This is a genomic window from Mesorhizobium norvegicum, assembly GCF_004919685.1.
GTDB classification, from domain to species: Bacteria; Pseudomonadota; Alphaproteobacteria; order Rhizobiales; family Rhizobiaceae; genus Mesorhizobium; species Mesorhizobium norvegicum.
This window is the reverse complement of record NZ_SMYZ01000037.1, coordinates 13,723-33,126: the sequence shown is the minus strand read 5'-3', so window position 1 is coordinate 33,126 and position 19,404 is coordinate 13,723. Positions and strand designations below refer to the sequence as shown.

Annotated in this window: 23 protein-coding genes; 12 read left to right on the top strand and 11 right to left on the bottom strand. The window is 62.8% G+C overall.

What is annotated here, in order from left to right:
* From FCU66_RS41135 to FCU66_RS14775, 3 genes are all read left to right on the top strand, one after another.
* Window positions 1-727, top strand: a 727-nt coding sequence (locus FCU66_RS41135) for a WD40 repeat domain-containing protein (protein WP_168992253.1), incomplete at its 5' end; no start/stop codon positions are given.
* A 42-nt stretch (window positions 728-769) separates the two neighbouring features.
* The gene (locus tag FCU66_RS14780) at window positions 770-1,321 is read left to right on the top strand and encodes an isochorismatase family protein (RefSeq protein WP_136621925.1); all 552 of its coding nucleotides are present in this window, start codon (window positions 770-772) and stop codon (window positions 1,319-1,321) included.
* A gap of 420 nt (window positions 1,322-1,741) precedes the next feature.
* Entirely contained in the window at window positions 1,742-2,998 is a 1,257-nt protein-coding gene (locus FCU66_RS14775; RefSeq protein ID WP_136621926.1) for an amidohydrolase family protein, read from the top strand.
* Window positions 2,999-3,269: 271 nt separating this feature from the next.
* Here FCU66_RS14775 and FCU66_RS14770 read toward each other — a convergent pair whose 3' ends face one another.
* The 3 genes from FCU66_RS14770 to FCU66_RS14760 all read right to left on the bottom strand — a co-directional run bounded on the left by FCU66_RS14770 (window position 3,270) and on the right by FCU66_RS14760 (window position 5,681).
* Window positions 3,270-3,476 carry a hypothetical protein gene (locus tag FCU66_RS14770; RefSeq protein ID WP_136621927.1) on the bottom strand — a complete coding sequence of 69 codons (207 nt, stop codon included), beginning with the start codon at window positions 3,474-3,476 and terminating at the stop codon, window positions 3,270-3,272.
* A 310-nt stretch (window positions 3,477-3,786) separates the two neighbouring features.
* A complete protein-coding gene (locus tag FCU66_RS14765; protein WP_168992169.1) occupies window positions 3,787-4,722 on the bottom strand; it encodes a DUF535 family protein in 936 nt (311 codons plus the stop codon).
* Window positions 4,723-4,940: 218 nt separating this feature from the next.
* Complete coding sequence (locus FCU66_RS14760) at window positions 4,941-5,681, bottom strand: sulfotransferase family protein (RefSeq protein ID WP_136621929.1); 741 nt, start codon at window positions 5,679-5,681, stop codon at window positions 4,941-4,943.
* Window positions 5,682-5,920: 239 nt separating this feature from the next.
* Between FCU66_RS14760 and FCU66_RS14755 the strand changes: the two genes are divergently transcribed.
* A complete protein-coding gene (locus FCU66_RS14755) occupies window positions 5,921-6,139 on the top strand; it encodes an exopolysaccharide production repressor protein (protein ID WP_246093903.1) in 219 nt (72 codons plus the stop codon).
* Between the two features lie 522 nt (window positions 6,140-6,661).
* Window positions 6,662-6,964, top strand: coding sequence for a DUF1236 domain-containing protein (locus tag FCU66_RS14750; protein WP_136621931.1), 303 nt, complete (start codon window positions 6,662-6,664; stop codon window positions 6,962-6,964).
* 111 nt (window positions 6,965-7,075) lie between these two features.
* On the opposite strand, the gene FCU66_RS14745 is transcribed toward FCU66_RS14750, so the two are convergent.
* Window positions 7,076-7,201, bottom strand: coding sequence for a hypothetical protein (locus tag FCU66_RS14745; RefSeq protein ID WP_425462854.1), 126 nt, complete (start codon window positions 7,199-7,201; stop codon window positions 7,076-7,078).
* Between the two features lie 239 nt (window positions 7,202-7,440).
* Here FCU66_RS14745 and FCU66_RS14740 point away from each other — a divergent pair, with 239 nt between their 5' ends.
* A complete protein-coding gene (locus FCU66_RS14740) occupies window positions 7,441-8,145 on the top strand; it encodes a hypothetical protein (RefSeq protein WP_246093902.1) in 705 nt (234 codons plus the stop codon).
* A gap of 51 nt (window positions 8,146-8,196) precedes the next feature.
* Here the strand turns inward: FCU66_RS14740 and yghU are convergent, their stop codons facing one another.
* Window positions 8,197-9,063 (bottom strand): glutathione-dependent disulfide-bond oxidoreductase, encoded by an 867-nt coding sequence (gene yghU, locus FCU66_RS14735; RefSeq protein ID WP_136621933.1) that lies wholly within the window; start codon window positions 9,061-9,063, stop codon window positions 8,197-8,199.
* Window positions 9,064-9,511: 448 nt separating this feature from the next.
* Between yghU and FCU66_RS14725 the strand changes: the two genes are divergently transcribed.
* Window positions 9,512-10,417 (top strand): S1C family serine protease, encoded by a 906-nt coding sequence (locus FCU66_RS14725; protein ID WP_136621687.1) that lies wholly within the window; start codon window positions 9,512-9,514, stop codon window positions 10,415-10,417.
* Window positions 10,418-10,438: 21 nt separating this feature from the next.
* The gene (locus tag FCU66_RS14720; protein ID WP_136621686.1) at window positions 10,439-11,413 is read left to right on the top strand and encodes a LysR family transcriptional regulator; all 975 of its coding nucleotides are present in this window, start codon (window positions 10,439-10,441) and stop codon (window positions 11,411-11,413) included.
* Window positions 11,414-11,429: 16 nt separating this feature from the next.
* Here FCU66_RS14720 and FCU66_RS14715 read toward each other — a convergent pair whose 3' ends face one another.
* Complete coding sequence (locus FCU66_RS14715; RefSeq protein ID WP_136621685.1) at window positions 11,430-12,158, bottom strand: SDR family oxidoreductase; 729 nt, start codon at window positions 12,156-12,158, stop codon at window positions 11,430-11,432.
* Between the two features lie 130 nt (window positions 12,159-12,288).
* Window positions 12,289-12,750 (bottom strand): MarR family winged helix-turn-helix transcriptional regulator, encoded by a 462-nt coding sequence (locus FCU66_RS14710; protein ID WP_136621684.1) that lies wholly within the window; start codon window positions 12,748-12,750, stop codon window positions 12,289-12,291.
* A 65-nt stretch (window positions 12,751-12,815) separates the two neighbouring features.
* Between FCU66_RS14710 and FCU66_RS14705 the strand changes: the two genes are divergently transcribed.
* Window positions 12,816-13,289, top strand: coding sequence for a cupin domain-containing protein (locus FCU66_RS14705; RefSeq protein WP_136621683.1), 474 nt, complete (start codon window positions 12,816-12,818; stop codon window positions 13,287-13,289).
* On the opposite strand, the gene FCU66_RS14700 is transcribed toward FCU66_RS14705, so the two are convergent.
* Window positions 13,243-13,920 (bottom strand): hypothetical protein, encoded by a 678-nt coding sequence (locus tag FCU66_RS14700; protein WP_246093901.1) that lies wholly within the window; start codon window positions 13,918-13,920, stop codon window positions 13,243-13,245. The two genes, FCU66_RS14705 and FCU66_RS14700, sit on opposite strands and share 47 nt — an antisense overlap.
* Window positions 13,921-14,024: 104 nt before the next feature.
* Window positions 14,025-14,456, bottom strand: coding sequence for a type II toxin-antitoxin system VapC family toxin (locus FCU66_RS14695; RefSeq protein WP_136621682.1), 432 nt, complete (start codon window positions 14,454-14,456; stop codon window positions 14,025-14,027).
* 567 nt (window positions 14,457-15,023) lie between these two features.
* Here FCU66_RS14695 and FCU66_RS14690 point away from each other — a divergent pair.
* Window positions 15,024-15,617, top strand: coding sequence for a YdeI/OmpD-associated family protein (locus tag FCU66_RS14690; protein ID WP_136621681.1), 594 nt, complete (start codon window positions 15,024-15,026; stop codon window positions 15,615-15,617).
* A 6-nt stretch (window positions 15,618-15,623) separates the two neighbouring features.
* Here the strand turns inward: FCU66_RS14690 and FCU66_RS14685 are convergent, their stop codons facing one another.
* Together FCU66_RS14685 and FCU66_RS14680 are read right to left on the bottom strand one after the other, a co-directional pair.
* Entirely contained in the window at window positions 15,624-16,253 is a 630-nt protein-coding gene (locus tag FCU66_RS14685; RefSeq protein WP_136621688.1) for a glutathione S-transferase family protein, read from the bottom strand.
* Between the two features lie 275 nt (window positions 16,254-16,528).
* Window positions 16,529-16,816: a hypothetical protein gene (locus tag FCU66_RS14680; RefSeq protein WP_136621680.1), complete on the bottom strand. Its 288-nt coding sequence runs from the start codon at window positions 16,814-16,816 to the stop codon at window positions 16,529-16,531.
* 433 nt (window positions 16,817-17,249) lie between these two features.
* Between FCU66_RS14680 and FCU66_RS14675 the strand changes: the two genes are divergently transcribed.
* Complete coding sequence (locus FCU66_RS14675; protein WP_136621679.1) at window positions 17,250-18,872, top strand: ABC-F family ATP-binding cassette domain-containing protein; 1,623 nt, start codon at window positions 17,250-17,252, stop codon at window positions 18,870-18,872.
* Window positions 18,873-18,989: 117 nt separating this feature from the next.
* Window positions 18,990-19,343 carry a hypothetical protein gene (locus FCU66_RS14670; RefSeq protein WP_136621678.1) on the top strand — a complete coding sequence of 118 codons (354 nt, stop codon included), beginning with the start codon at window positions 18,990-18,992 and terminating at the stop codon, window positions 19,341-19,343.
* Window positions 19,344-19,404 lie beyond the last annotated feature (61 nt).

Below are 19,404 nucleotides of genomic sequence, written 5' to 3'. Positions count from 1 at the left end.
CGTCAGCGCGCTGACGGCTGGTGACGACGGCGAGATCGTGCAGCGCAAACTTTCCGATGGCGCGGTGCTGCATGTCTTCTCGTCCGGCGGCAATGGCGGCGTCAACAAGCTGGCGATCAGCCCCGACGGCAAACGCGCCGTCAGCGGGCACGATACGGGCAATGTCATCGTCTGGGACCTCGAGAAAGGCGCCGTGCTGCACGTCATGAGCGGGCACGACTGGTCGGTCAGCGCGGTCGCCGTCTCGCCCGACGGCAAGCAAGCCCTCAGCGGCAGCATCGACGGCACGCTGAAACTCTGGGACATCGAGACCGGCAAGCAGTTGCGCAGCTGGCACGGGCACGAGCAGGGCACCTATGGCGCGGTGTTCACCGCCGACGGGCACCATCTGGTCACCGGCAGCGGCGACACCACGATCAAGCTCTGGGATCTCGACAGCGGCCGCGAAGTGCGCCGCTTCGAAGGTCATGAAGGCACTGTCTACGCATTGGCGCTGTCGGCCGACGGCAAGCGCCTGGTCTCCGGCTCGCTCGACGGCACGGCGCGGCTGTGGGACATGGACACCGGCAACCAGATTGCGATGTTCGACAGCCAGACCGGCCCGATCTATGCGGTGGCCTTCGCCGCCGACGGCACGGTGCTGACCGGCGGCAACGACCGCACCATCCGCGACTGGCCGGCCACCGGCGGCGATGGCGTGGTGCTGTTTGCCGGCGCGCCGGAGTGAGCAAATCCTTGATCGTCTTCCTCGCCGTGCTATGTAAAAACCATGTCAGCTCCCAGCCTTGCGGACAACGCGCCGCTCATTGTCATCGATCTCCAGACCGGCATGTTCGACGGCGTGCACGAGCCGCCGATCCATGATGCGCCAGGCATTGTCGAGCGCACCAGGGCGGTGATCGACTGGGCGCGGCGCGGCGAACGCAGGGCCGCTTTTATCAGGCATGACGGCCCCGAAGGCGATCCGCTGGCGCCGGGCGAGCCGGGCTGGCCGGTGTGGCCCGCCCTTGGCCAGGCCGCGGACGAGCCGACCTTTGCCAAATCCGTGCGCGATGCCTTCAGCAATCCGGCCTTCGGCGACTGGGTGGCCGGGCAGGGTGCGGGTGCTGTCGTCATCCTCGGCGCGCAGACCGATTACTGTGTGGCGGCGACGGTCAAGGGCGCGATGGCCAGAGGGTTCGGCGTGACCGTGGTTTCCGATGCCCATAGCACGCTGGACAATGCCAGCGAGCGTGCGGAACAGATCATCGCCCGGCACAATGGCGAATTCACTGAAGCCGGCGTCAATCTGGTGACGACGAAGGCGCTGGTCGGCGGCTGAAGCCGCAACGAAGGTCACGGCAGGCTGTCGCTTCGCGGATCGCATAATAGCGCCAAGCGGCTGCCGTGGTCGACGCGGACGGGGGGGCGCATTGTTGGGATGGCTTGGGCGCCCGCGTCAACCAGGGCGGCTCGTACCGCCGCATTAGCAGCATTGCATATTGCACGCCGGTCGAAACTTCCGCGAAAGCGGAATAGGCCGGGGCCAAAGTGCGGATTCGGCACCCGGGATTTCGGCGTGCCTAAAGCGCGTCGCGTTTGAACGGATTCCGGCGACGCGCTTTAGGTTCTTTGTTTTTATGCATGTCGTTTTCCCAAAACCGACGTCACTTTCGGGCGACATGCATTAGAAACAGTTTCTCTTTCTTGCGGCATTGACCGCAGGCGGGCGAGCGGCGACGACTGGCGCTTCAACCCATGGATGGCGCCCTTGAAAGAACAGACGATTTTCCGGAACGCCCGGCTGGCCGACGGCTCGCTGGTCGACCTCACCGTCACCGACTGGCGCTTCAGCGCCATCATGCCGGTCCAGAAGACGGCCGACCTCGCCGGCGTCGACCTTGGCATTGTCGATCTTGGCATTGTTGATCTTGGGGGGCAGCTTGTCGTGCCCGCCTTCGTCGAGGGCCATATCCACCTCGACACGTCGTTTTATGGCGACGCCTGGCGCCCGCATATCCCTTGCACCGACGGTTTCGACGTGCGCGAACGTGTCGCCTTCCAGGCCAGGAATCTGGCCGCCGCCGCGCCGATGGCGGAGCGGGCGAAGAACCAGCTGGAGCTCTGCATCGGCCATGGCAGTCTCGCCATGCGCAGCCATGTGATGGTCGACGGCTCGGTCGGCCTGACGCATCTGGAAACGATCCTGACAGTGCGTGAACACTATCGCGACCTCATCGACATCCAGCTCGTCGCCTTCCCGCAAAGCGGTATCCTAGCCTCGCCGGGCACGCCAGAGCTTCTCGACGAGGCGCTGAAGCTCGGCTGCGACCTGATCGGTGGGCTCGACCCCGCCAGTTTCGACCGCGATGTGAACGGCCATCTCGACGTGGTGTTCGGCCTGGCGCAAAAACACGGCGCCGGCGTCGACATCCATCTGCATGATGGCGGCGCGCTCGGCCTGTTCCAGATCGAGGAGATCGCCGCGCGGACAAGGGCGCTGGGCATGCAAGGCAACGTCGCCGTCAGCCATGCCTATGGGCTGGGCGATATTCCAGCCGACGCCCTGATGAAGGCCGGCGAGATGCTGGCTGCCTCTGATGTCGCGATCATGACCAATGCGCCGGGCAATCACGCCTTCCCGCCGGTGGCGGCGCTCAGGCAGGCCGGCGTCACCGTGTTCGGCGGCTCCGACAACATCCGCGATTCCTGGTGGCCCTATGGCGATGGCGACATGCTGAGCCGCGCCAACATGATCGGCTACCGTTCCGGTTTCTACGAGGACCACGAACTGGCCGCCGCCTTCGACGTGGTGACCCATGCCGGGGCGAAAGCGCTTGGGCTGGCGAGCTACGGCCTTGCGGTCGGCGCCCGCGCCGACTTCGTTACCCTGCCGGCGCAGCATGTGCCCGAGGCGGTGGTGGCGGTGCCCAAGGCGCGTACGGTTTATCGCCGTGGCAAGGCGGTGGCCAGGGATGGCAAGATGGTGGGTGACGCGTGCCGCATCGCTGGCGCGTGAGGGCAAAACGGCAAGGGAGAAAAATGGCCCGGCGGCCAGGTGCAAAGGGAGGCACGCCGGGCCCGGCCGACTTCTGGCGGTCGCCGGCCGATTTTCTATATTCGATATCTCTAATATTAATGCAAGCGGCCTAACCCTCTCCGATGGATAAAGGCCACCGAACCTCAGGCTTCAGAAGCCGACCGTTCCCGGCCGCCATCAACACCAGCATGACGACCGCTGCGCCCCAGACAGCGGCGCCGTTGCCTCTTCACCTTCAGTGCGGGCTCGATCAGTTTGCCGCTCTGCCATCCGCCGCCTGAATCGATCGGGCGGGTGGGGAAGACAGCGCGCGTTGATCCGACGGCTGCTCGCTGAAGTAGAGCGAGCTGCCCAGAACGAGGAATACGACGCCCACCGCCATCAATCCAACCATGAGCACGGCAATCGCCGTGCCCGGGCCGTGGCCTGTTTTGATGATGGTGGATCGATGGGGCATCGCGCTTCTCCAGATTGGGCGCCGGCTGTTGTCATGCCGGAGCCTTCGCGACAAACGACAAGCGAGGCCCGATGTTCCCTTGTCCGGGCTTCAATCGGTCACATCGGGCCTTTTTCTTTTTCCTGTAGGACCAAGGTCTTAGCTGCCAGAGGCAAAGGTCCGAGGGGCCTTGTTCGGTTCCGGAAATGTCCATTGGACGTTCCGATATTTTAGTCAAAACTGATATAATACCCGGGCAGAAATCTTAGCCGGCCAAGCGTCTTCGCCAAGAATTCGGGCATGGAAAATGTGGTTTTGGCAAGTTTCGAAGTCACGCCGTCACATCTCGGCGCAGGGCGGGCCGCGGTGCGAACAGGGTCCTGCCGATAGCCAGGAATTCGAACTTGCAGGACTCGCGCCGGCCGAGCGGTGGCGAGATATCATGGTTCCTCACTGGCATCGCGAAGCCGAATTCACCGCCTTCGCATCCACCACGGTCGAGCCAGTATTCATCCATGTCCGCATGCTTGCCGAGGCGCTTTTTCGGCGTGCGGAAATTGATGGTGTGCCTGGCGTCGGAGACGCCGAGAAAATGACCGGCGCCGCCGCCGATCGCGATGCCTTCGATGACGAGCAGCGCGGCATCCTTCGGCCGCAGGCCGCAGAGGTCGCGCGTGGCGTCGATGACGGCGCGTCGGGACTCCCGGCTGCCCTGGATCCCGCCGATGGCGACCGTGTAGCGGCTGTCACTCAGCCGGTAGAGGATGAAGCTCAGCGTGACCAGATCGAGCCGGTCGCTCTGCCGCGTCAGTTTGATCGAGAAGGCGCCTTCATGGCTGCTGCCTGAATGAACGGAGAGAAGCATGCTCAAGCCATAGGCATCGCGCCGCCCGCTTACCATGCCGATGTCCATCGGCCGCCCGCGCCATGCCGCCTCCAACAGCTCTCGCGACAGGCCCGCTGCCGCCAGATTGAAATGGTCGGCCAGAAGATCGAAGCCGCGATGACCTGATAGACCAAGGGCAAAGAACTTGTAGGGCTTCTTGCGCAACAGATCGTCATTGGGGCAGCCAAGCCGGTGCCGCCGCCGGAAGCTGGACAGGAAGCGGAACCATTTGAAGAAGCTCACCGGCTTCAATGCGAACCGGGTCAGGAACACCCGGGACTGCCCTATCCCCAGGCGCTTGCAGAGGCCCAGGATCTGGCTGACAGCGCAGGCAGTCTCCTGCAGCCAGGCAAATTGCTGCTTGCTCGTTTCTATGGCCAAGATGCATCCCACGCGGCTGGATCGTTCGCCGGTGGGGGTAGCTCCGGGGCATTACGTCGGCATTACGGGGATACGTGGAAGGCGCTTTATGGCGCAAGACATCGGAGTGGCTGAGCGTCGCCTATCTCCTTCCCTCCCACGTCCTAGTGCCCGGCTCACGGCGTTTGTTCCCGTGCCCGCTGGGCAAAGACTGGTTCTCGATTGCCGACGCTTGGAGGTCAGCCCAGCCACCACCACAGCGCCGCAACCACGGCCAGTATCGCCGCGATCGCCAGCCCCAGCATGATGTAGGAGCCCTTGATGATATCGCGGATGATCTTCTTGATTGTTTCGCGGTCGTTGAGGTTGGGGAAGGGCTCGTTGGGCAGTGCCACGCCGAGGAACTCGCAAAGCGGAGCCCAGCCTTCGGTCACCTTGTAGACCAGCAGCTTTTGCGGCGGCACCGCTGCCTTCACCTCCTCGATATAGGCGTTGTAGCGCGCCACCGCCTTGGCGCGGTCGTCCATCACGCCTTTCAGGGTGCGGCCCCACACCAGCTTGCGCGACATGTCCCCGAATTTCCGGCCGAAGGGCGTCAGCCATTCCAGGATCTTGAACTGCCAGACATTCTCGGTGAAGTAGATCGTGTCGATCGTGCTCTCATACCATGCTTCGGCGCCGCGCGGATGGAGCGTCAGCAACACCTTGGCGTCGGGGTAGGCGGCCATCAGTTCCTTCCACACGCAACAACCAGGATTGTCGACGGTGGCCGTATAGTTGGCGAACACACGGTTCCAGTCGTGTTGGCTGCCCGCCGGGCTGTTGGCCACCTTGCGCCAGAAATCGAGATGGCCCTTGTTGGCCTTGTTCATGATCACTTCCTGCATGTGGTAGGATGGCAGGCCGAGCCGGTTCAGCGCGGCAAAGGTAGACCACGTGCCGGTGCGGCCGAAACCGGCCCCGATCAGTTTGAGCGTCATTTCCCCATCCCCCGGACTTGTTTTCTCCGCTACCCCAGTCCGTGAGCATCAAATTGCTCCCGACCAGGCCGGCGCGCAACAAATTTCGCAAGCGCGTACCGGGTGGCGACCACATACTTGCGAAGTTGCTAAAATAATGAAACGTTGTCCGCGGGTAACGGGAATTTGGCAGGGAGTCGTTGGAACCGGGGCGGTTCAACGATTGTGGAACGATGTATTTTGGACAGTTTCTTGTGGGGATGTCAGCCACGGCCGTCATTGTCGCGGTCTGGACCTATATGGCCACCGGTTCTTTCTGGGAGGCATTTGCCTGGACGATCGTGACGCTGCTTGTTGTGCAGGTCGGCTACTTCGTGCTCGTCGTGAGGCTGATCTTCGGGCGCGCGCATCATGCCGCGACGAGCCAGGATCCAGGCGACGCTGTCTCGCCGCTGCATCGCGACGGTGTCTGGTTTTGAGGCCGGGCACTCGGGTTCGGTGAAACCCGGGATCGATCAGGAATGGCGCTTTGGAGATTTTCGCCACAACGTCGTTTAAGGCTCGCTCTGCTCCCGGCAGAGCGAGCCTTTTTCGTGGCGCCGGAAAAAAGCGGCGGGAACGACATTGCGCTCTCTACGTTAGCCAATCCTAAGATGTTGCAGCAAATCGACCGCCGCCCTCGATTGAGATAGCGGGCGAAGCCGATGTGCCGCGTTTTGTGACCCTCGCACCGAGGGTGGCTTTCCAGTTGGGACATAGCCCCGCCGGGTCGGCAGGTGGTTTTATAGATCCGAAAAATCAACCGAATTCACAATTTATCCGAAAATCATCAGCAAAATTTTGAAATACCTTTGGCCTGTCGCCGAAAGCACGACAATAATACGCGTCGGCGATCGGCCATTTTATTTATTTATGTATTCGGAAATTCGAGATGGAACCTCATGGCAATTATGGAGTTTCCATGCAGGGCGGATTTTCAGATAGCCCTTATGGAGATTGTCATGAAATTTTATCTTACGAGTGCGGCGGCTGCGGTTGTCCTGATGAGCGGCATTGGTGCGGCGCTGGCGGAAGATGTCATCGTCGTCCAGCCGGAACAGAACACTATCGTTCGCGAGTACATCAAGAAGGAGCCGCTGGCGTCGGTGAACCTTCTGGGCGTTGAGCTCAAGCTCGGCTCGCCAGTGCCGGATACGGTCCAACTGCGCGAAGTGCCCAACGTCAAGTACCGCGTCGCCGTCATCAACGACCAGACTGTCCTGGTCGACCCCGAGACCCATCAGATCGTCGAAGTCTTGAACTGATTGGTGCTTGACGCGGGGGTGCCCGCGCCACGCCAGGCTTGCCTTGGGAAAAGCCCGCCCCGACACCGCGTCGGTGGCGGGCTTTCTTTTTGAGGCCGGCTTTGCCGTGGCCTATTCAGCGGCCAGCCGTCCTTGCGTCTTCGTCTCGAGATCGCCGGCGTCGTGGCGCTCATGCGACGGCATGGCAGGCTCGCCGAAGGCGCGGTTGACCATGTGCGGCTGCGCGACCGGGAGCATCAAGCGCCCCGGCCTGCACGATCGGCCGCATGCATCGGGCTGGCAAAGTCGTCCGCCAGGGTGCAGGGTTGCAGCCGTGCAAACGTTCGCGAGCCGGCATATGTCGATGTGCAGGCGGCCTTTCGGCCGAGACCTGAAAGCCCTTCGATGACCATCCCGCCCATCGAAACTGCTAGCGATGACGCACCCCGCATCCTGCTTCTGCTTGGCAGCGCGCCCGACGCGGTGCGTTGCGAGCCATGGCCGAAGCACAGGCGTTCAGCCGGATCGTCGCCATCAACAATGCCTGGCGGGTGCGCCCCGACTGGGATTTCCTCGTCCATGCCGGCGATTTCCCGTCGGACCGGCTGCCCCACGACGCGACCTTGCGACAGGCCCGGATATTCAGCGCCACGCAGTATGTTCCGGCGCAGAACGCCTTCGGTGGCTTCGTCTATGCCGGCGCCACGATGGCGCTGACCGCCGCATACTGGACCATTCACAGCCAGAAGCCCGATGTGCTGGCATTCCTGGGCTGCGACATGATCTACGACCGGCCGGACAAGACGCATTTCTATGGCATCGGCCGTCCCGATCCGTTGCGCGATGACGTCACCCTGCGCAACCTCGAGGCCAAGTCGGCGCGCCTGCTTGTTCAGGCGCTGAAGCATGGCTGCCTGTGCATCAATCTGTCCGACCTGCCGCGCAGCCGGCTGGTCTTTCCCAGGCTCGCCTTCGACGAGCTTGGCGGCCTTTCGCTCACGCGGATTGCCGACATGAAGGCGGATATTCTTGGCAGCATCCGGCTCGACAAGGCCGAAAAGGCCGAGGAGATCGAGAAGGACCTCGGCTATTTCTACGAGGACGGCATGTACTGGAACCATCTCGACGAGATCGACGAGACGTTTCTTGCCGACATCGACGGGCTGTGGATGTCGGCCGTCGACAAGAGGCGGGCGGGTTGAAGCGGTCGACCTCCCCACCGGAGAGGGAAGTCGGCGCGCTGGCCGTTCAGCTCACTCGGCCGCCAGCTTGTCTTGCGTGTTCGTGTCGAAGTCGCTGGCGTCGTGGCGCTCGTGCAGCTGCAGGGCAGGCTCGCCGAAGGCGCGGTTGACCATGCGGCCGCGCTTGACCGCCGGGCGGGTGTCGATCGCCTTCGCCCAGCGCTGCACATGCTTGTACTCCTGCACGGACAGGAACTCGGCGGAATCATTGTACATGCGACCGAGCGCCAGCCCGCCATACCAGGGCCACACCGCCATGTCGGCGATGGAGTAGTCCTTGCCGCCGAGATATTCAGTCTCGGCCAGCCGACGGTCGAGCACGTCCATCTGGCGCTTCACCTCCATCGAAAAGCGGTCGATGGCATATTCGAACTTTTCCGGCGCATAGGCGTAGAAATGGCCGAAGCCGCCGCCGAGATACGGCGCCGAGCCCATCTGCCAGAACAGCCAGGACAGCACTTCGGCGCGAGCCGGCTGTTCGCTGGGCAGGAATTCGCCGAATTTTTCGGCGAGATAGACCAGGATCGAACCGGATTCGAAGACGCGCACCGGCGTCTTGCCGCTGCGGTCCAGCAAAGCGGGGATCTTGGAGTTGGGGTTGACCTCGACGAAGCCGCTGCCGAACTGGTCGCCATCGTTGATCCTGATCAGCCAGGCATCATACTCGGCGCCCTTGTGGCCGCGTGCCAGAAGCTCTTCCAGCATGACTGTCACCTTGACGCCATTCGGCGTCGCCAGCGAGTAGAGCTGCAGCGGATGCTTGCCGACGGGCAGTTCCTTGTCATGCGTCGGGCCAGCGATCGGTCGGTTGATGCTGGCAAAGGCGCCGCCACTCGGCTTGTTCCAGGTCCATACTTTCGGCGGGGTGTATTCGGTCATCTCGGGGCCTCGTGTCTTGGGGTAAAGGATGGGCGGGAACGGGTGTGGCAGATCCACCTACAATTAGGGCTGCAAACAGGGAAGTTCAACTTGCGTTGAACTATTGTCGATGTCAGCGCCGCCCCTCATTGTCCTGCCGGACGTTCGTCGTTCGAAAAGCCAAGCAATTGGCTTTTCGTCCGCAATGCGGACCACTCCTCAACTCCCCGTATAGTGACGGGGAGAAAGAGGCCTGCGCGGAAGCTTTCGCCAATTTCCGACGTTGAAAAAGGGCACAACGTTGCGGCCATCTCCCTTCTCCCCGTAACTATACGGGGAGAAGGTGCCGGCAGGCGGATGAGGGGCAGCGCCAACATTGGCAATTGGATTTCTTCTACCCTTGCACCATCTCCCTTGCGGCATACCTATAAGAGATATCGCCAGAGCATTGCATCGCAGGACAAAAAATATGACCATCAATCCCAATCCGCGCTCGGTCGTTGCCGTGCGGGCCACCGTTCCCGAAGATGCCTTCACGGCCGGGGCGCTCGGCACGCTCAGGGAAGGCAGTGGCGTCGTCATTCGCAATGACGGGCTGGTGCTGACCATCGGCTATCTCATCACCGAAGCGGAAGAGGTCTGGCTGACCAGCCATGATGGCCGCGTCATCCCAGCGCACGCGCTGGCCTATGACCAGGAATCGGGCTTCGGCCTGGTGCAGGCGCTGGCGCCGCTCGGCCTGCCGGCGGTGGCGCTGGGCGATGCCGGCAAGGCTAGGGTCGGCGACGCCGTCGTACTGGCCGACGGCATCGGCCAGTCGGTGCAGGCCAGGATCGTCACCAAGCAGGAATTCGCCGGCTATTGGGAGTATCTGCTCGACGAGGCGATCTTCATCGCACCCGCGCACCCATCCTGGGGCGGTGCCGGGCTGTTCGGCGCTGATGGCTCGTTGCTCGGCATCGGGTCGCTGCGCCTGCAGATGAGCCGCAACGGCGAAGTCGCCGATATCAACATGGTGGTGCCGATCGATCTGCTGCCGCCCATTCTCGACGATCTCCTGACGCGTGGCCAGGTGGCCAAGCCGCCGCGCCCGTGGCTCGGCGCCTTGTCGGCTGAAAGCGACGGCAAGGTGGTGGTGATGAGCGTGACCGAAGGCGGCCCGGCGGCCAAGGCTGGCCTGCGCCAGGGCGACATCATCTCCGACATCCGCGACGGCGCGGTCGACGGGCTGGCCGATTTCTATCGCAAGCTGTGGGAGAGCGGCTCAGCGGGTGCCGAGATTCCGATGCGGGTGCTGCGCGACGGCCGCGAAACCTGGCTGCGCGTCAAATCGGCCGACCGCGGCAGTTTTCTGAAAAAGCCGCAGCTGCAGTAGGCGCTTCACCCAGGACATTCCGTGCATCCGAGACTGCTCAAGACCTTCCTGGCGGTGGCGCGAAGCCGCAACATCACGCGTGCCGCCGAGGCGGTCCACCTCGCGCAATCGAGCGTCAGCGACCAGATCCAGGCGCTCGAAACGGAGCTTGGCGCGGCCCTGTTCACGCGCGCGAAGTCCGGCCTCGAACTGACGCCGGCAGGGCTGGCGCTGAAGCCGATCGCCGAGGATTTGTTGCGGCTCGATGGCGAGGCGCGCGCGGCCGTGCAGGCGGCGGCAGGTCAGACAAGCGGGCAGGTGACCATCGGCGCGCTGGAGACGATTGCGTCGGCTCGGCTGGCGCCCTGGCTGCCTGGGTTCCAGGCCGGCCATCCCGACATCATTGTGCGGATGAAGGTGGCGGGCAGCGGCGTGCTGCTGCGCCAGCTGGAAGATGGCGAGATCGATGTCGCGTTCTGCTTCGAGCGTCGTGATGTGATGAAGAACGCCGCCGATGAACGCTTCGCCAGGCGCACGATAACGGCCGAACCGCTGGTGCTGGTCGCGGCTCCGGGGCAGGGCAGTGCAGAGCATGACCTGGCAGCACTTGCCACACTCTCCTTCGTGGCAACGGAGTCCGGATGCATCTACCGGCACATGTTCGACATCGCCTTTGCCGAGGCGGGTGTTGCCGCGCCCAGACTTGCCGCTGAGGTCGGCAGCATCGGCGCCATTGCGCGGCTGGTGGCGGCCGGCGCGGGGCTCGGCCTCGTTCCACGCCTTGCCGTCACGGATCCGCTCGCACGCGGCGACATCGTCGAAATGCCCTGGCCCGGCCAGGTGCGGACGGCGCCGCTGGCGATGATCTGGCGCCGCCGGCGTGTCCAGCGGCCGGCGCTCAAGCAATTGCTCGCCGCTGCGCGCGACACGCTGGTGCCGGTCCCGTCGCCCGACAAGGTCGGTTCAGGACTTGAATCGGCGAACCGTTCCAAGGCCTTGTTTGCAAACAACTCCTGACGGAAGCAGCCGCAGCCTAGATCAGGCGGTGGCCACCCTCGACATGCAGCGTCGTTCCCGTGGTAAAGCCATTGCCGATCAAGAAGGCGATGGCGTCGGCGATGTCGTCGGGTTGGCCGATCCGCCCGACCGGCAACCGCTCGGCCATCGCGGCCAGCGTCTCGTGCTTGCGATCGCCGGCAACCTGCGCCCAGATCGTGGTGTCGACCCAGCCGGGTGACACGGCGTTTATGCGGATCGGCGCGAGCTCCACGGCCAGCGCCCGCACCAGCCCTTCGAGCGCTGCATTGACTGATGCAACGACGGAGCCGCGTGCGGCCGGCCGATAGGCGGCAATGCCGGAAACGAAGGTCATCGAGCCGGTCGCTGCCAGCCGCGGTGCGCCGTGCTTGGCAAGCAGCAGCGGGCCATACAGCTTGCTCTCAACCACCTTGTGCGCCGCCTTCAGGTCAAGCTCCGGCAACAGCTGGTAGGCGCCTTCGATGTCGGCTGCGGTGCTGACGATGTGGTCGAGCCCGCCAATCCGCGCGAAAAGTGCGGCGACCCGGTCCTCCCGGGTGATGTCGGCGGCAGCCACCTCCAGGGCGTCGGGATTGCCCAGCTCTTGGCGCGCCTGTTGCAGCCGGTCCTCGCTGCGCCCGGCGATGATCACCTCGGCACCAGCCTCGACGCAGCGCCGGGCCAGCGCCAGACCCATGCCGGAGCCGCCGCCGACGATCAGGATTTTCTGGTTCGAGATGTTCATATCGCTCTGCCTTTGCTTGGATGGACAAGGGCATGGATTGGCAGTTCGGCGCGACAGAAGGAAACGGAAGAAACCGATAGCGCCATCGGAAAGGCCGATCGTGTCAGCCGCGCATGGCGCCGTCTCTGGCTCAGCGCACCAGCGGACTTTCCCAGACGACGAACAGCAAAGCTTTCAGCTGGGCAAAGCGTTCCGGCCCAAGTTCGATGCGCCACTCCTCCTCAATGTCGCGCAGGATATCGACCATTTTCCAGAAGGCGGCATGGCCGCGTTCTGTGGACCGCACCACGCGCGCTCCGCCGTCGCCGGGAATGTCGGAGCGGACGAGATAGCCGTAACCTTCGAGACTGCTGAGCAACTGGTTGATGGCCTGTTTGCTCATGCCGGCACGCTCGGCGATGGTGCCGGGCCGCGCGCCGTCCGGTCCGGGAAACTGCAACACCGCCATATGCGGCAGGCGCAATTCGTCGAAACCGGCGGCGTTGAGCTCCTTGATCAGCCGCCGCTGGATCGCTTGTGCCGGCACGCGCAGTAGGGCGCCGATCAGCAGGTCTTCGGTCCTGGTCTGCAAAACTTCCGTTGAGGTGGCCATTGACGATCCGGTAAATTGAGTTTACTGATATCTAGTAAATGTAATTTACCGGAGGGGTTTGCGCAATGTCGATCATGAATCTCCAGGTCAATCCAGCCAACGAAATCATCGGCACCACGGGTCTGTCGGTTCGCTTCCTGGTGACGGGCGACAATTCGAACGGCAGCGTTGCCGCCTTCGAGCTGATGGTGCCCGGCGCGCAGCGGCTGCCGGCGCCGGCCCACAGCCACGACCACTACGAAGAGACGATCTATGGCATTGACGGCGTGCTGACCTGGACCGTCGACGGCAAGCCGATCGAGGTCGGACCGGGAGAGGGGCTGTGCATTCCACGCGGCGCCGTCCACCGCTTCGACAATAATGGCACCAGGGATGCCAAGGCGCTTTGCATCGTCACGCCCGCGGCGATCGGCCCGGACTATTTTCGCGAGGCCTTCGCGGTGCTCAACGCCGCCGCCGGCGGTCCGCCGGACAAAGCCAGGATGATGGACATCATGCGCCGACACGGGTTGACGCCGGCAGCGCCGCCACCAAGCTGAAGTCGGTCGACGAGGCGCCGGTCAGTCGCCGCAAGCGGTGAAGGTGGTGCCCGGGGTCCAGTCCTTGAAGGCGATGGTCTGGCCTTCGACCGAGACGGTCTTGTGCTTCGTGCTGCCGTCCGGCTGCTTTTCGCTGCTGGTGCCTTTGCCGGTCAGCATTGTACTCGCAGGCGCTTTCGGCATTCTCCTCCATATAGTCAAAATGGTCATAGGCAAAGCCGGCGACGATGAAGGCACCGTTGCGCCAGGCGATGGTCAGCGTCATGTCGGTCCGTTCGCTGCCGACCGGCATCGCCGGCTGGTAGAATTTGATCGAGCCGTTGGGCAGCATCGTCAGTTCCGGCTCGGTGTCGGAGTTCTCGTAGCCCGGGCGGTCGTAGTTGTTCCATTCGCCGAGGATCTGCCCGTGCACGATTTCAACGGGCTTGAGGTAATTGTGCTCCTTGTCCCTGAGGAAGAAGTGAACGTCCATCGGATGGCCGGGCTCGGTCTCGACCACCATGGCAAGGTCGACGGCGCCGTCGCCATTGAAGTCGCCGGTCACTGCGGTGATGATTTTCTGAGTTTCGATCGGTTCGGCGAGGGCGACCGTGGGGAGAAACAACACAAAGGCGAGCAACAGAGATTTCATGGTGGCATATCCCCCAAGCCTGACCCTTGAGGTGGTATAACACGGCGGAAGCAAGCGCCATGGAGCTGGGGGCGTGTCGCCGGCCAACACAACACAAAAGGAAATCAGCAGTCCGCAATCTGCAGGTAATCCGGTGTCGCGAGCCCCCGCATCACACCATCCCGCGTCATGATAGGAATCTTGCGCACCCGGGCGGTGGCGATCAGATAACAGTCGCCAGGGTCTTTGTGTCCTGTCGCCGTGACCACAGCCGCAGCCTCTACAGCTATTCGCTGCCTGATCGGAATGATCTTCGCCGCTGTTGCCTCGACAGCGGCCGAAAACCAGCGAGCAGGAGAATTGGTCCCAAGGTCAGGTGGGTTCTTGTGAGCCGGCTTTCGCGCCGCGATCGCCAGTTCCCATGCGGTAATGGGCGAAACGTAGAGGGTCCCGGCCTCTTGATTTTCGCCAATCGCTACCAGCGCTTCATCGGAAAGCGGTTCCGCTTCGCTTACCAACCAGTAGAGAACATGTGTGTCGAGCAGGATGCCCGGCAAGGATCAGCCCTTGGCCGCATGTTTTGGGGCGGCAGGTTTTGGGCCTTGGGTACTGCCCTTGATGGCTTGCTCCGCGATAGGTTTGGTCAAGTCAACGCTCTTCTTGATCGCGAACTTGCTACCCTTCAGCGACCCCGCGCCACGGACGGTCACGTATTTTCCCGTCTTCGCGTTGCGGACTGTCACGGAGGATGCTGCGCTTGTCTTGGTCATGCACCAAATATAGCGAATCTCGTATGCTTGGACGAGGGGCTTGTTCCATCTTTTTCGAAGATGCCGATCCTCGATGACGTTACTACAGAATGCTTATTCCTTCTCCGCACTCGCAAACACCACCAGGTTTCCGTCGGGATCGCCATCGGGAACCTCCATCTGGCCGATTGCACTCCCGGCGCAACGCGGCGATGGGTGGTGCGTTCCGTCTTCATGCGCCGGTTGAGGTTTGCTGACGGAAACTGACAGCGACTCGTGCCATCCTGGTCGATGATGATGCGCATGATACCGGAGGCAGGAAGTGAAAACAGAGGACATGATGGCGCGAGCGACACCGAACAGGCAGGCCAACTGATGGCGCCGGTCAAGGTCGATCCCGACAAGGTCCGCGAATTCGCGGATCCTGCCAGCTTCTACGCCTGGCTCGGCAAACACCACGCCACGGAAACCGAAGTGTGGATCAAGGTGCACAAGGTGGCTTCGGGACTTGAGTCGATCACGCCCAAGGAAGCCATCGACGTGGTGCTGTGCTTCGGCTGGATCGATGCGGTGCGCAAGGGACTGGACGACAAGAGCTTTCTGCAGCGCTACACGCCGCGCGGCAGGAAGAGTATCTGGAGCCAGATCAACATCGACAATGTCGCGCGGCTGGTCGAGGAGGGCCGCATGACCGAGCATGGGCTGAAACAGGTCGAGGCGGCCAAGGCCGACGGTCGCTGGGCGCGCGCCTATGGCAGTGACATGAAAATCCCCGATGACCTGCAAGCAGCGATCGACGCCGAACCGGCGGCGAAGGCGATGCTGGAAAAGCTCAGCGCGCAGAACCGCTTCGCGCTCGCCTTCCGCACCCACAACATGAAGACCGAGGCTGGGCGCAAGAAGAAGATCGAGACTTTTGTGGCGATGCTGAAGCGCGGCGAGACGATCTATCCGCAAGGCAGGAAGTAAGCGCCCTCAGACGCCCGAGTGCGGATCGATGCTGTAGGGATGGACGGGGTAGCCGGGACCAATGGCGTCGCGCACGCGGCCAGTCCAGGCAGCGAAAGCCGGGTAGTCCGCCAGCGAGAAGCTGCAATCCTCGGCGCGATGGGCGTAGGCATAGACGGCGATATCCGCGATCGTGAGGTCATTTCCGATGAGAAACGGGGTATCTGCCAGGCTGCGGTTGAGTGCGGCGAGGGTGCGGGCTCCAGCTTCGCGCTTGCCCGCAACCATGGCCTGGTTGCGCTCAAGCCGTCCGGTCAAAGTCCAGAAGCGCAGCGAGCCGATGACCGGCTCGACATTGTATTGTTCGAAGAACAGCCACTGCATGATTTTGGCGCGCTGATAGCGGTCCGAAGGCAGGAACGGCGTTCCTTCGGCGAGGTAGGTGAGGATCGCATTGGATTCGGCGATGGCGCTGCCATCTTCAAGCTGAAGCACGGGAACCGCACCGGCCGGGTTGAGCGCAAGGAAGGCGTCGGTGCGGCTCTCGCCCTCGAAAATCGAGACAAGGCGACTGTCATAGGAGATGTCGAGCAGCCCGAGGAGAACCCGGGCTTTCCAGCCATTTTGCGATGGCAAATAGTCGTGGAGCGTGAGCATGGCCGTCCCTCTGCTGTGGCAGGTCAGTAATCGCATGTCGTACCGCCAACCGACACCCGATTCCTGCGTCAGTGCGAAGACCGAAGCCGGCCGCAAGTCTTGAATCGTCGAACTGCTGTAAGCGTTTGTTTTTACGCAACTCCGGATGCAGTTCCGCAATGCACGTCCTGGAACTGCATGGCCAAGAAAAAAGCCGCCCTCGCTTTCGCGAGTGGCGGCCTTTTCCCGGGAGGATATCAGGAGAGAGTCAGAGCCAAACGGTTGACGGCTGTTGTTCACTGGTTCAGGTCGACGGGTGTCACTCCAAGAAGCTTCAGGGCGTTGGCGAAGGTCCTGATGCCTTGTGCCTGCTTGCGCTCGGCACAAAACCGGTTCGCCTTGTCCTGGAGCGCGGTTGCCTCGGCGATCTCCCTGGCATTGGCCCCGGGTTCGGCTTTCGTTTGAATGGCCCCGTCGAGTTGAAGACCGAGCCGGCTGCAATATTCGCTTCGGGTAACCGCCGCTTCCGCACCCGGCTGTGCGATCGCAAGCACGGCGAGCGAAATGCCTGTCAGGGCAGCCATCCATCCGGTCGAACGTCGTTGCATGTTTGCGGACCATCCCTTTGCGTTGTGCCGCAGCCCGCTTCGGCCGCTGCGAGGATGGTTATGGCAGGCGATGTTTTCGCCAGTTTTTCCGGAGTGTTGAATCTTGTTTCTGGAATGTGTCTGGGTGCGGTTTTCCCTTCTCCCCTTGTGGGAGAAGGTGTCGCCGAAGGCGACGGATGAGGGGTGTTCCAGGGAACGCCCAACGCCTCACTGTGCTGGAACATCAACTTCTCACTCCGCTGGAACACCCCTCATCCGTCTCGGCGCTGCGCGCCGATCCACCTTCTCCCACAAGGGGGAGAAGGGAAGACCGCGCTGTATGCGGCGCTTGCGCCTCTTCCTTTGCGGCCATCCTTCGCGTAAGGCGCCGGGCAAATCCTTTCATCGCAGGCTCAGCCCCGGAAACCGCATGATCAGACTTGAAAGCATCAGCAAGCAGAACGGCCGTCAGCTTGTCTTCATCGAGGCGTCGGCGGCCCTGCAGAAGGGCGAGAAGGTCGGCCTCGTCGGGCCGAACGGCGCCGGCAAGACGACGCTGTTTCGCATGATCACCGGCCAGGAGCAGCCCGACGAGGGCCAGGTGCAGGTCGATCGCGACGTCACTATCGGCTATTTCAGCCAGGATGTCGGCGACATGGAAGGCCACAGCGCTGTGGCCGAAGTGATGAACGGCGCCGGGCCGGTCAGCGAAGTCGCAGCGGAAATGGCAGCGCTCGAGGCGGCCATGGCCGATCCCGACCAGGCCGACCAGATGGACGAGATCATCGAACAATATGGCGAGGCGCAGCACCGCTTCGAGGAGCTCGACGGCTATGCACTGGACGGCCGCGCCCGCGAGGTGCTGGACGGTCTCGGCTTTTCGCAGGAGATGATGGACGGCGATGTCGGCAAGCTGTCCGGCGGCTGGAAGATGCGCGTGGCGCTGGCGCGCATCCTCTTGATGCGCCCCGACGCCATGCTGCTCGACGAGCCGTCGAACCATCTCGACCTGGAAAGCCTGATCTGGCTGGAATCCTTCCTGAAGAATTATGACGGTGCGCTGCTGATGACCTCGCATGACCGCGAGTTCATGAACCGCATCGTCAACAAGGTGGTCGAGATCGATGGCGGTTCGCTGACCGCCTATTCGGGAAACTACGAATTCTACCAGCAGCAGCGGGCGATCGCCGACAAGCAGCAGCAGGCGCAGTTCGAGCGCCAGCAGGCGATGCTGGCCAAGGAGATCGCCTTCATCGAGCGCTTCAAGGCGCGCGCTTCGCATGCCGCCCAGGTGCAGAGCCGGGTGAAGAAACTGGACAAGATCGACCGCGTCGAGCCGCCCAAGCGCCGCCAGACCGTTTCCTTTGATTTCCAGCCGGCGCCGCGCTGCGGCGAGGACGTGGTCACGCTGAAGAATGTCCACAAGGGTTACGGCAGCCGCTCCATCTATGAGGGGCTCGACTTCCAGGTCCGCCGCCGCGAACGCTGGTGCATCATGGGCGTCAATGGCGCCGGCAAGTCGACGCTCCTGAAGCTGGTCGCCGGCGCTTCCGACCCCGACACCGGCACGGTGGCGCGGGGGCCGAGTGTGAAGATGGGCTATTTCGCCCAGCATGCCATGGAAGTGCTGGAAGGCGAGCGCACCGTGTTCCAGACGCTGGAAGATGCGTTCCCCCAGGCCGGCCAGGCGCCGCTGAGGGCACTTGCCGGCTGCTTCGGCTTTTCCGGCGATGAGATCGAGAAGAAGTGCCGCGTGCTGTCAGGCGGCGAGAAGGCGCGGCTGGTGATGGCGCTGATGCTGTTCGACCCGCCCAATCTGCTGGTGCTGGACGAGCCGACCAACCATCTGGACATCGCCACCAAGGAGATGCTGATTACGGCGCTTTCGCAGTATGAAGGCACCATGCTGTTCGTCTCGCACGATCGGCATTTTCTGGCAGCCCTTTCCAACCGCGTGCTGGAACTGACGCCCGAAGGCATCCACACCTATGGCGGCGGCTATACGGAATATGTCGAGCGCACCGGGCAGGAAGCGCCCGGACTGAGGAGCTAGGAACCTGCGGCCATCGCCCCACGACGGTCATCGGGTCGGTGTCCAAGCATCGGAGCGGTCTGCTTGTGGGAAGAAGAGTTCTGTGTACTCTCCATAATGCTTAGGAAAGGCTTCTGGATGAGAATTGCCATGTCCGTCGCATTGGCCGCGACAGTTGCTGGATGCGCGACCTCTCCGGTCGACTATGGAGCGTCGCTTTCGCAGCAGGACCAGAAATGGGCGTCGCCGCAATGCCAGCAAGCCCGGGCGGCGGCTTCGGACTACGACGCTCGCGAAAAACAGCACCCGGGTTGGGCATTCGTCGCGCTTGGCCCGTACGGGTTAGGGATCCTGGCGGCGGTCAAGGAGCACGAGCAGAAGCAACGAAAGTTGGTCGCCCGCGAAGTGCACCTGCAATGCTCGAGCCTTCCACTGCCGAAGGAGCTGCAGGGCGATTTAAGCCCTGCGAGCGCAAATCAGAAATATCCATAGTCACGAAAGCCTCCTTCGCGACGAAGCGGAGGTGACCGCGAAGGGCTCTGAGAAAGGCCCG

Coding starts and splice junctions, on each gene's coding strand:
- FCU66_RS14705 (WP_136621683.1), top strand. CDS start 12,816: ATGTCGATCATGAATCTCCAGGTCAATCCAGCCAACGAAATCATCGGC.
- FCU66_RS14680 (WP_136621680.1), bottom strand. CDS start 16,816: ATGGCTGCCCTGACAGGCATTTCGCTCGCCGTGCTTGCGATCGCACAG.
- FCU66_RS14755 (WP_246093903.1), top strand. CDS start 5,921: ATGTCAGCCACGGCCGTCATTGTCGCGGTCTGGACCTATATGGCCACC.
- FCU66_RS14670 (WP_136621678.1), top strand. CDS start 18,990: ATGAGAATTGCCATGTCCGTCGCATTGGCCGCGACAGTTGCTGGATGC.
- FCU66_RS14715 (WP_136621685.1), bottom strand. CDS start 12,158: ATGAACATCTCGAACCAGAAAATCCTGATCGTCGGCGGCGGCTCCGGC.
- FCU66_RS14775 (WP_136621926.1), top strand. CDS start 1,742: ATGGCGCCCTTGAAAGAACAGACGATTTTCCGGAACGCCCGGCTGGCC.
- FCU66_RS14780 (WP_136621925.1), top strand. CDS start 770: ATGTCAGCTCCCAGCCTTGCGGACAACGCGCCGCTCATTGTCATCGAT.
- FCU66_RS14745 (WP_425462854.1), bottom strand. CDS start 7,201: ATGCTCCCGGTCGCGCAGCCGCACATGGTCAACCGCGCCTTCGGCGAG.
- FCU66_RS14750 (WP_136621931.1), top strand. CDS start 6,662: ATGAAATTTTATCTTACGAGTGCGGCGGCTGCGGTTGTCCTGATGAGC.
- FCU66_RS14760 (WP_136621929.1), bottom strand. CDS start 5,681: ATGACGCTCAAACTGATCGGGGCCGGTTTCGGCCGCACCGGCACGTGG.
- FCU66_RS14770 (WP_136621927.1), bottom strand. CDS start 3,476: ATGCCCCATCGATCCACCATCATCAAAACAGGCCACGGCCCGGGCACG.
- FCU66_RS14700 (WP_246093901.1), bottom strand. CDS start 13,920: ATGAAATCTCTGTTGCTCGCCTTTGTGTTGTTTCTCCCCACGGTCGCC.
- FCU66_RS14740 (WP_246093902.1), top strand. CDS start 7,441: ATGGCCGAAGCACAGGCGTTCAGCCGGATCGTCGCCATCAACAATGCC.
- FCU66_RS14710 (WP_136621684.1), bottom strand. CDS start 12,750: ATGGCCACCTCAACGGAAGTTTTGCAGACCAGGACCGAAGACCTGCTG.
- FCU66_RS14685 (WP_136621688.1), bottom strand. CDS start 16,253: ATGCTCACGCTCCACGACTATTTGCCATCGCAAAATGGCTGGAAAGCC.
- FCU66_RS14725 (WP_136621687.1), top strand. CDS start 9,512: ATGACCATCAATCCCAATCCGCGCTCGGTCGTTGCCGTGCGGGCCACC.
- yghU (WP_136621933.1), bottom strand. CDS start 9,063: ATGACCGAATACACCCCGCCGAAAGTATGGACCTGGAACAAGCCGAGT.
- FCU66_RS14675 (WP_136621679.1), top strand. CDS start 17,250: ATGATCAGACTTGAAAGCATCAGCAAGCAGAACGGCCGTCAGCTTGTC.
- FCU66_RS14690 (WP_136621681.1), top strand. CDS start 15,024: ATGGCGCCGGTCAAGGTCGATCCCGACAAGGTCCGCGAATTCGCGGAT.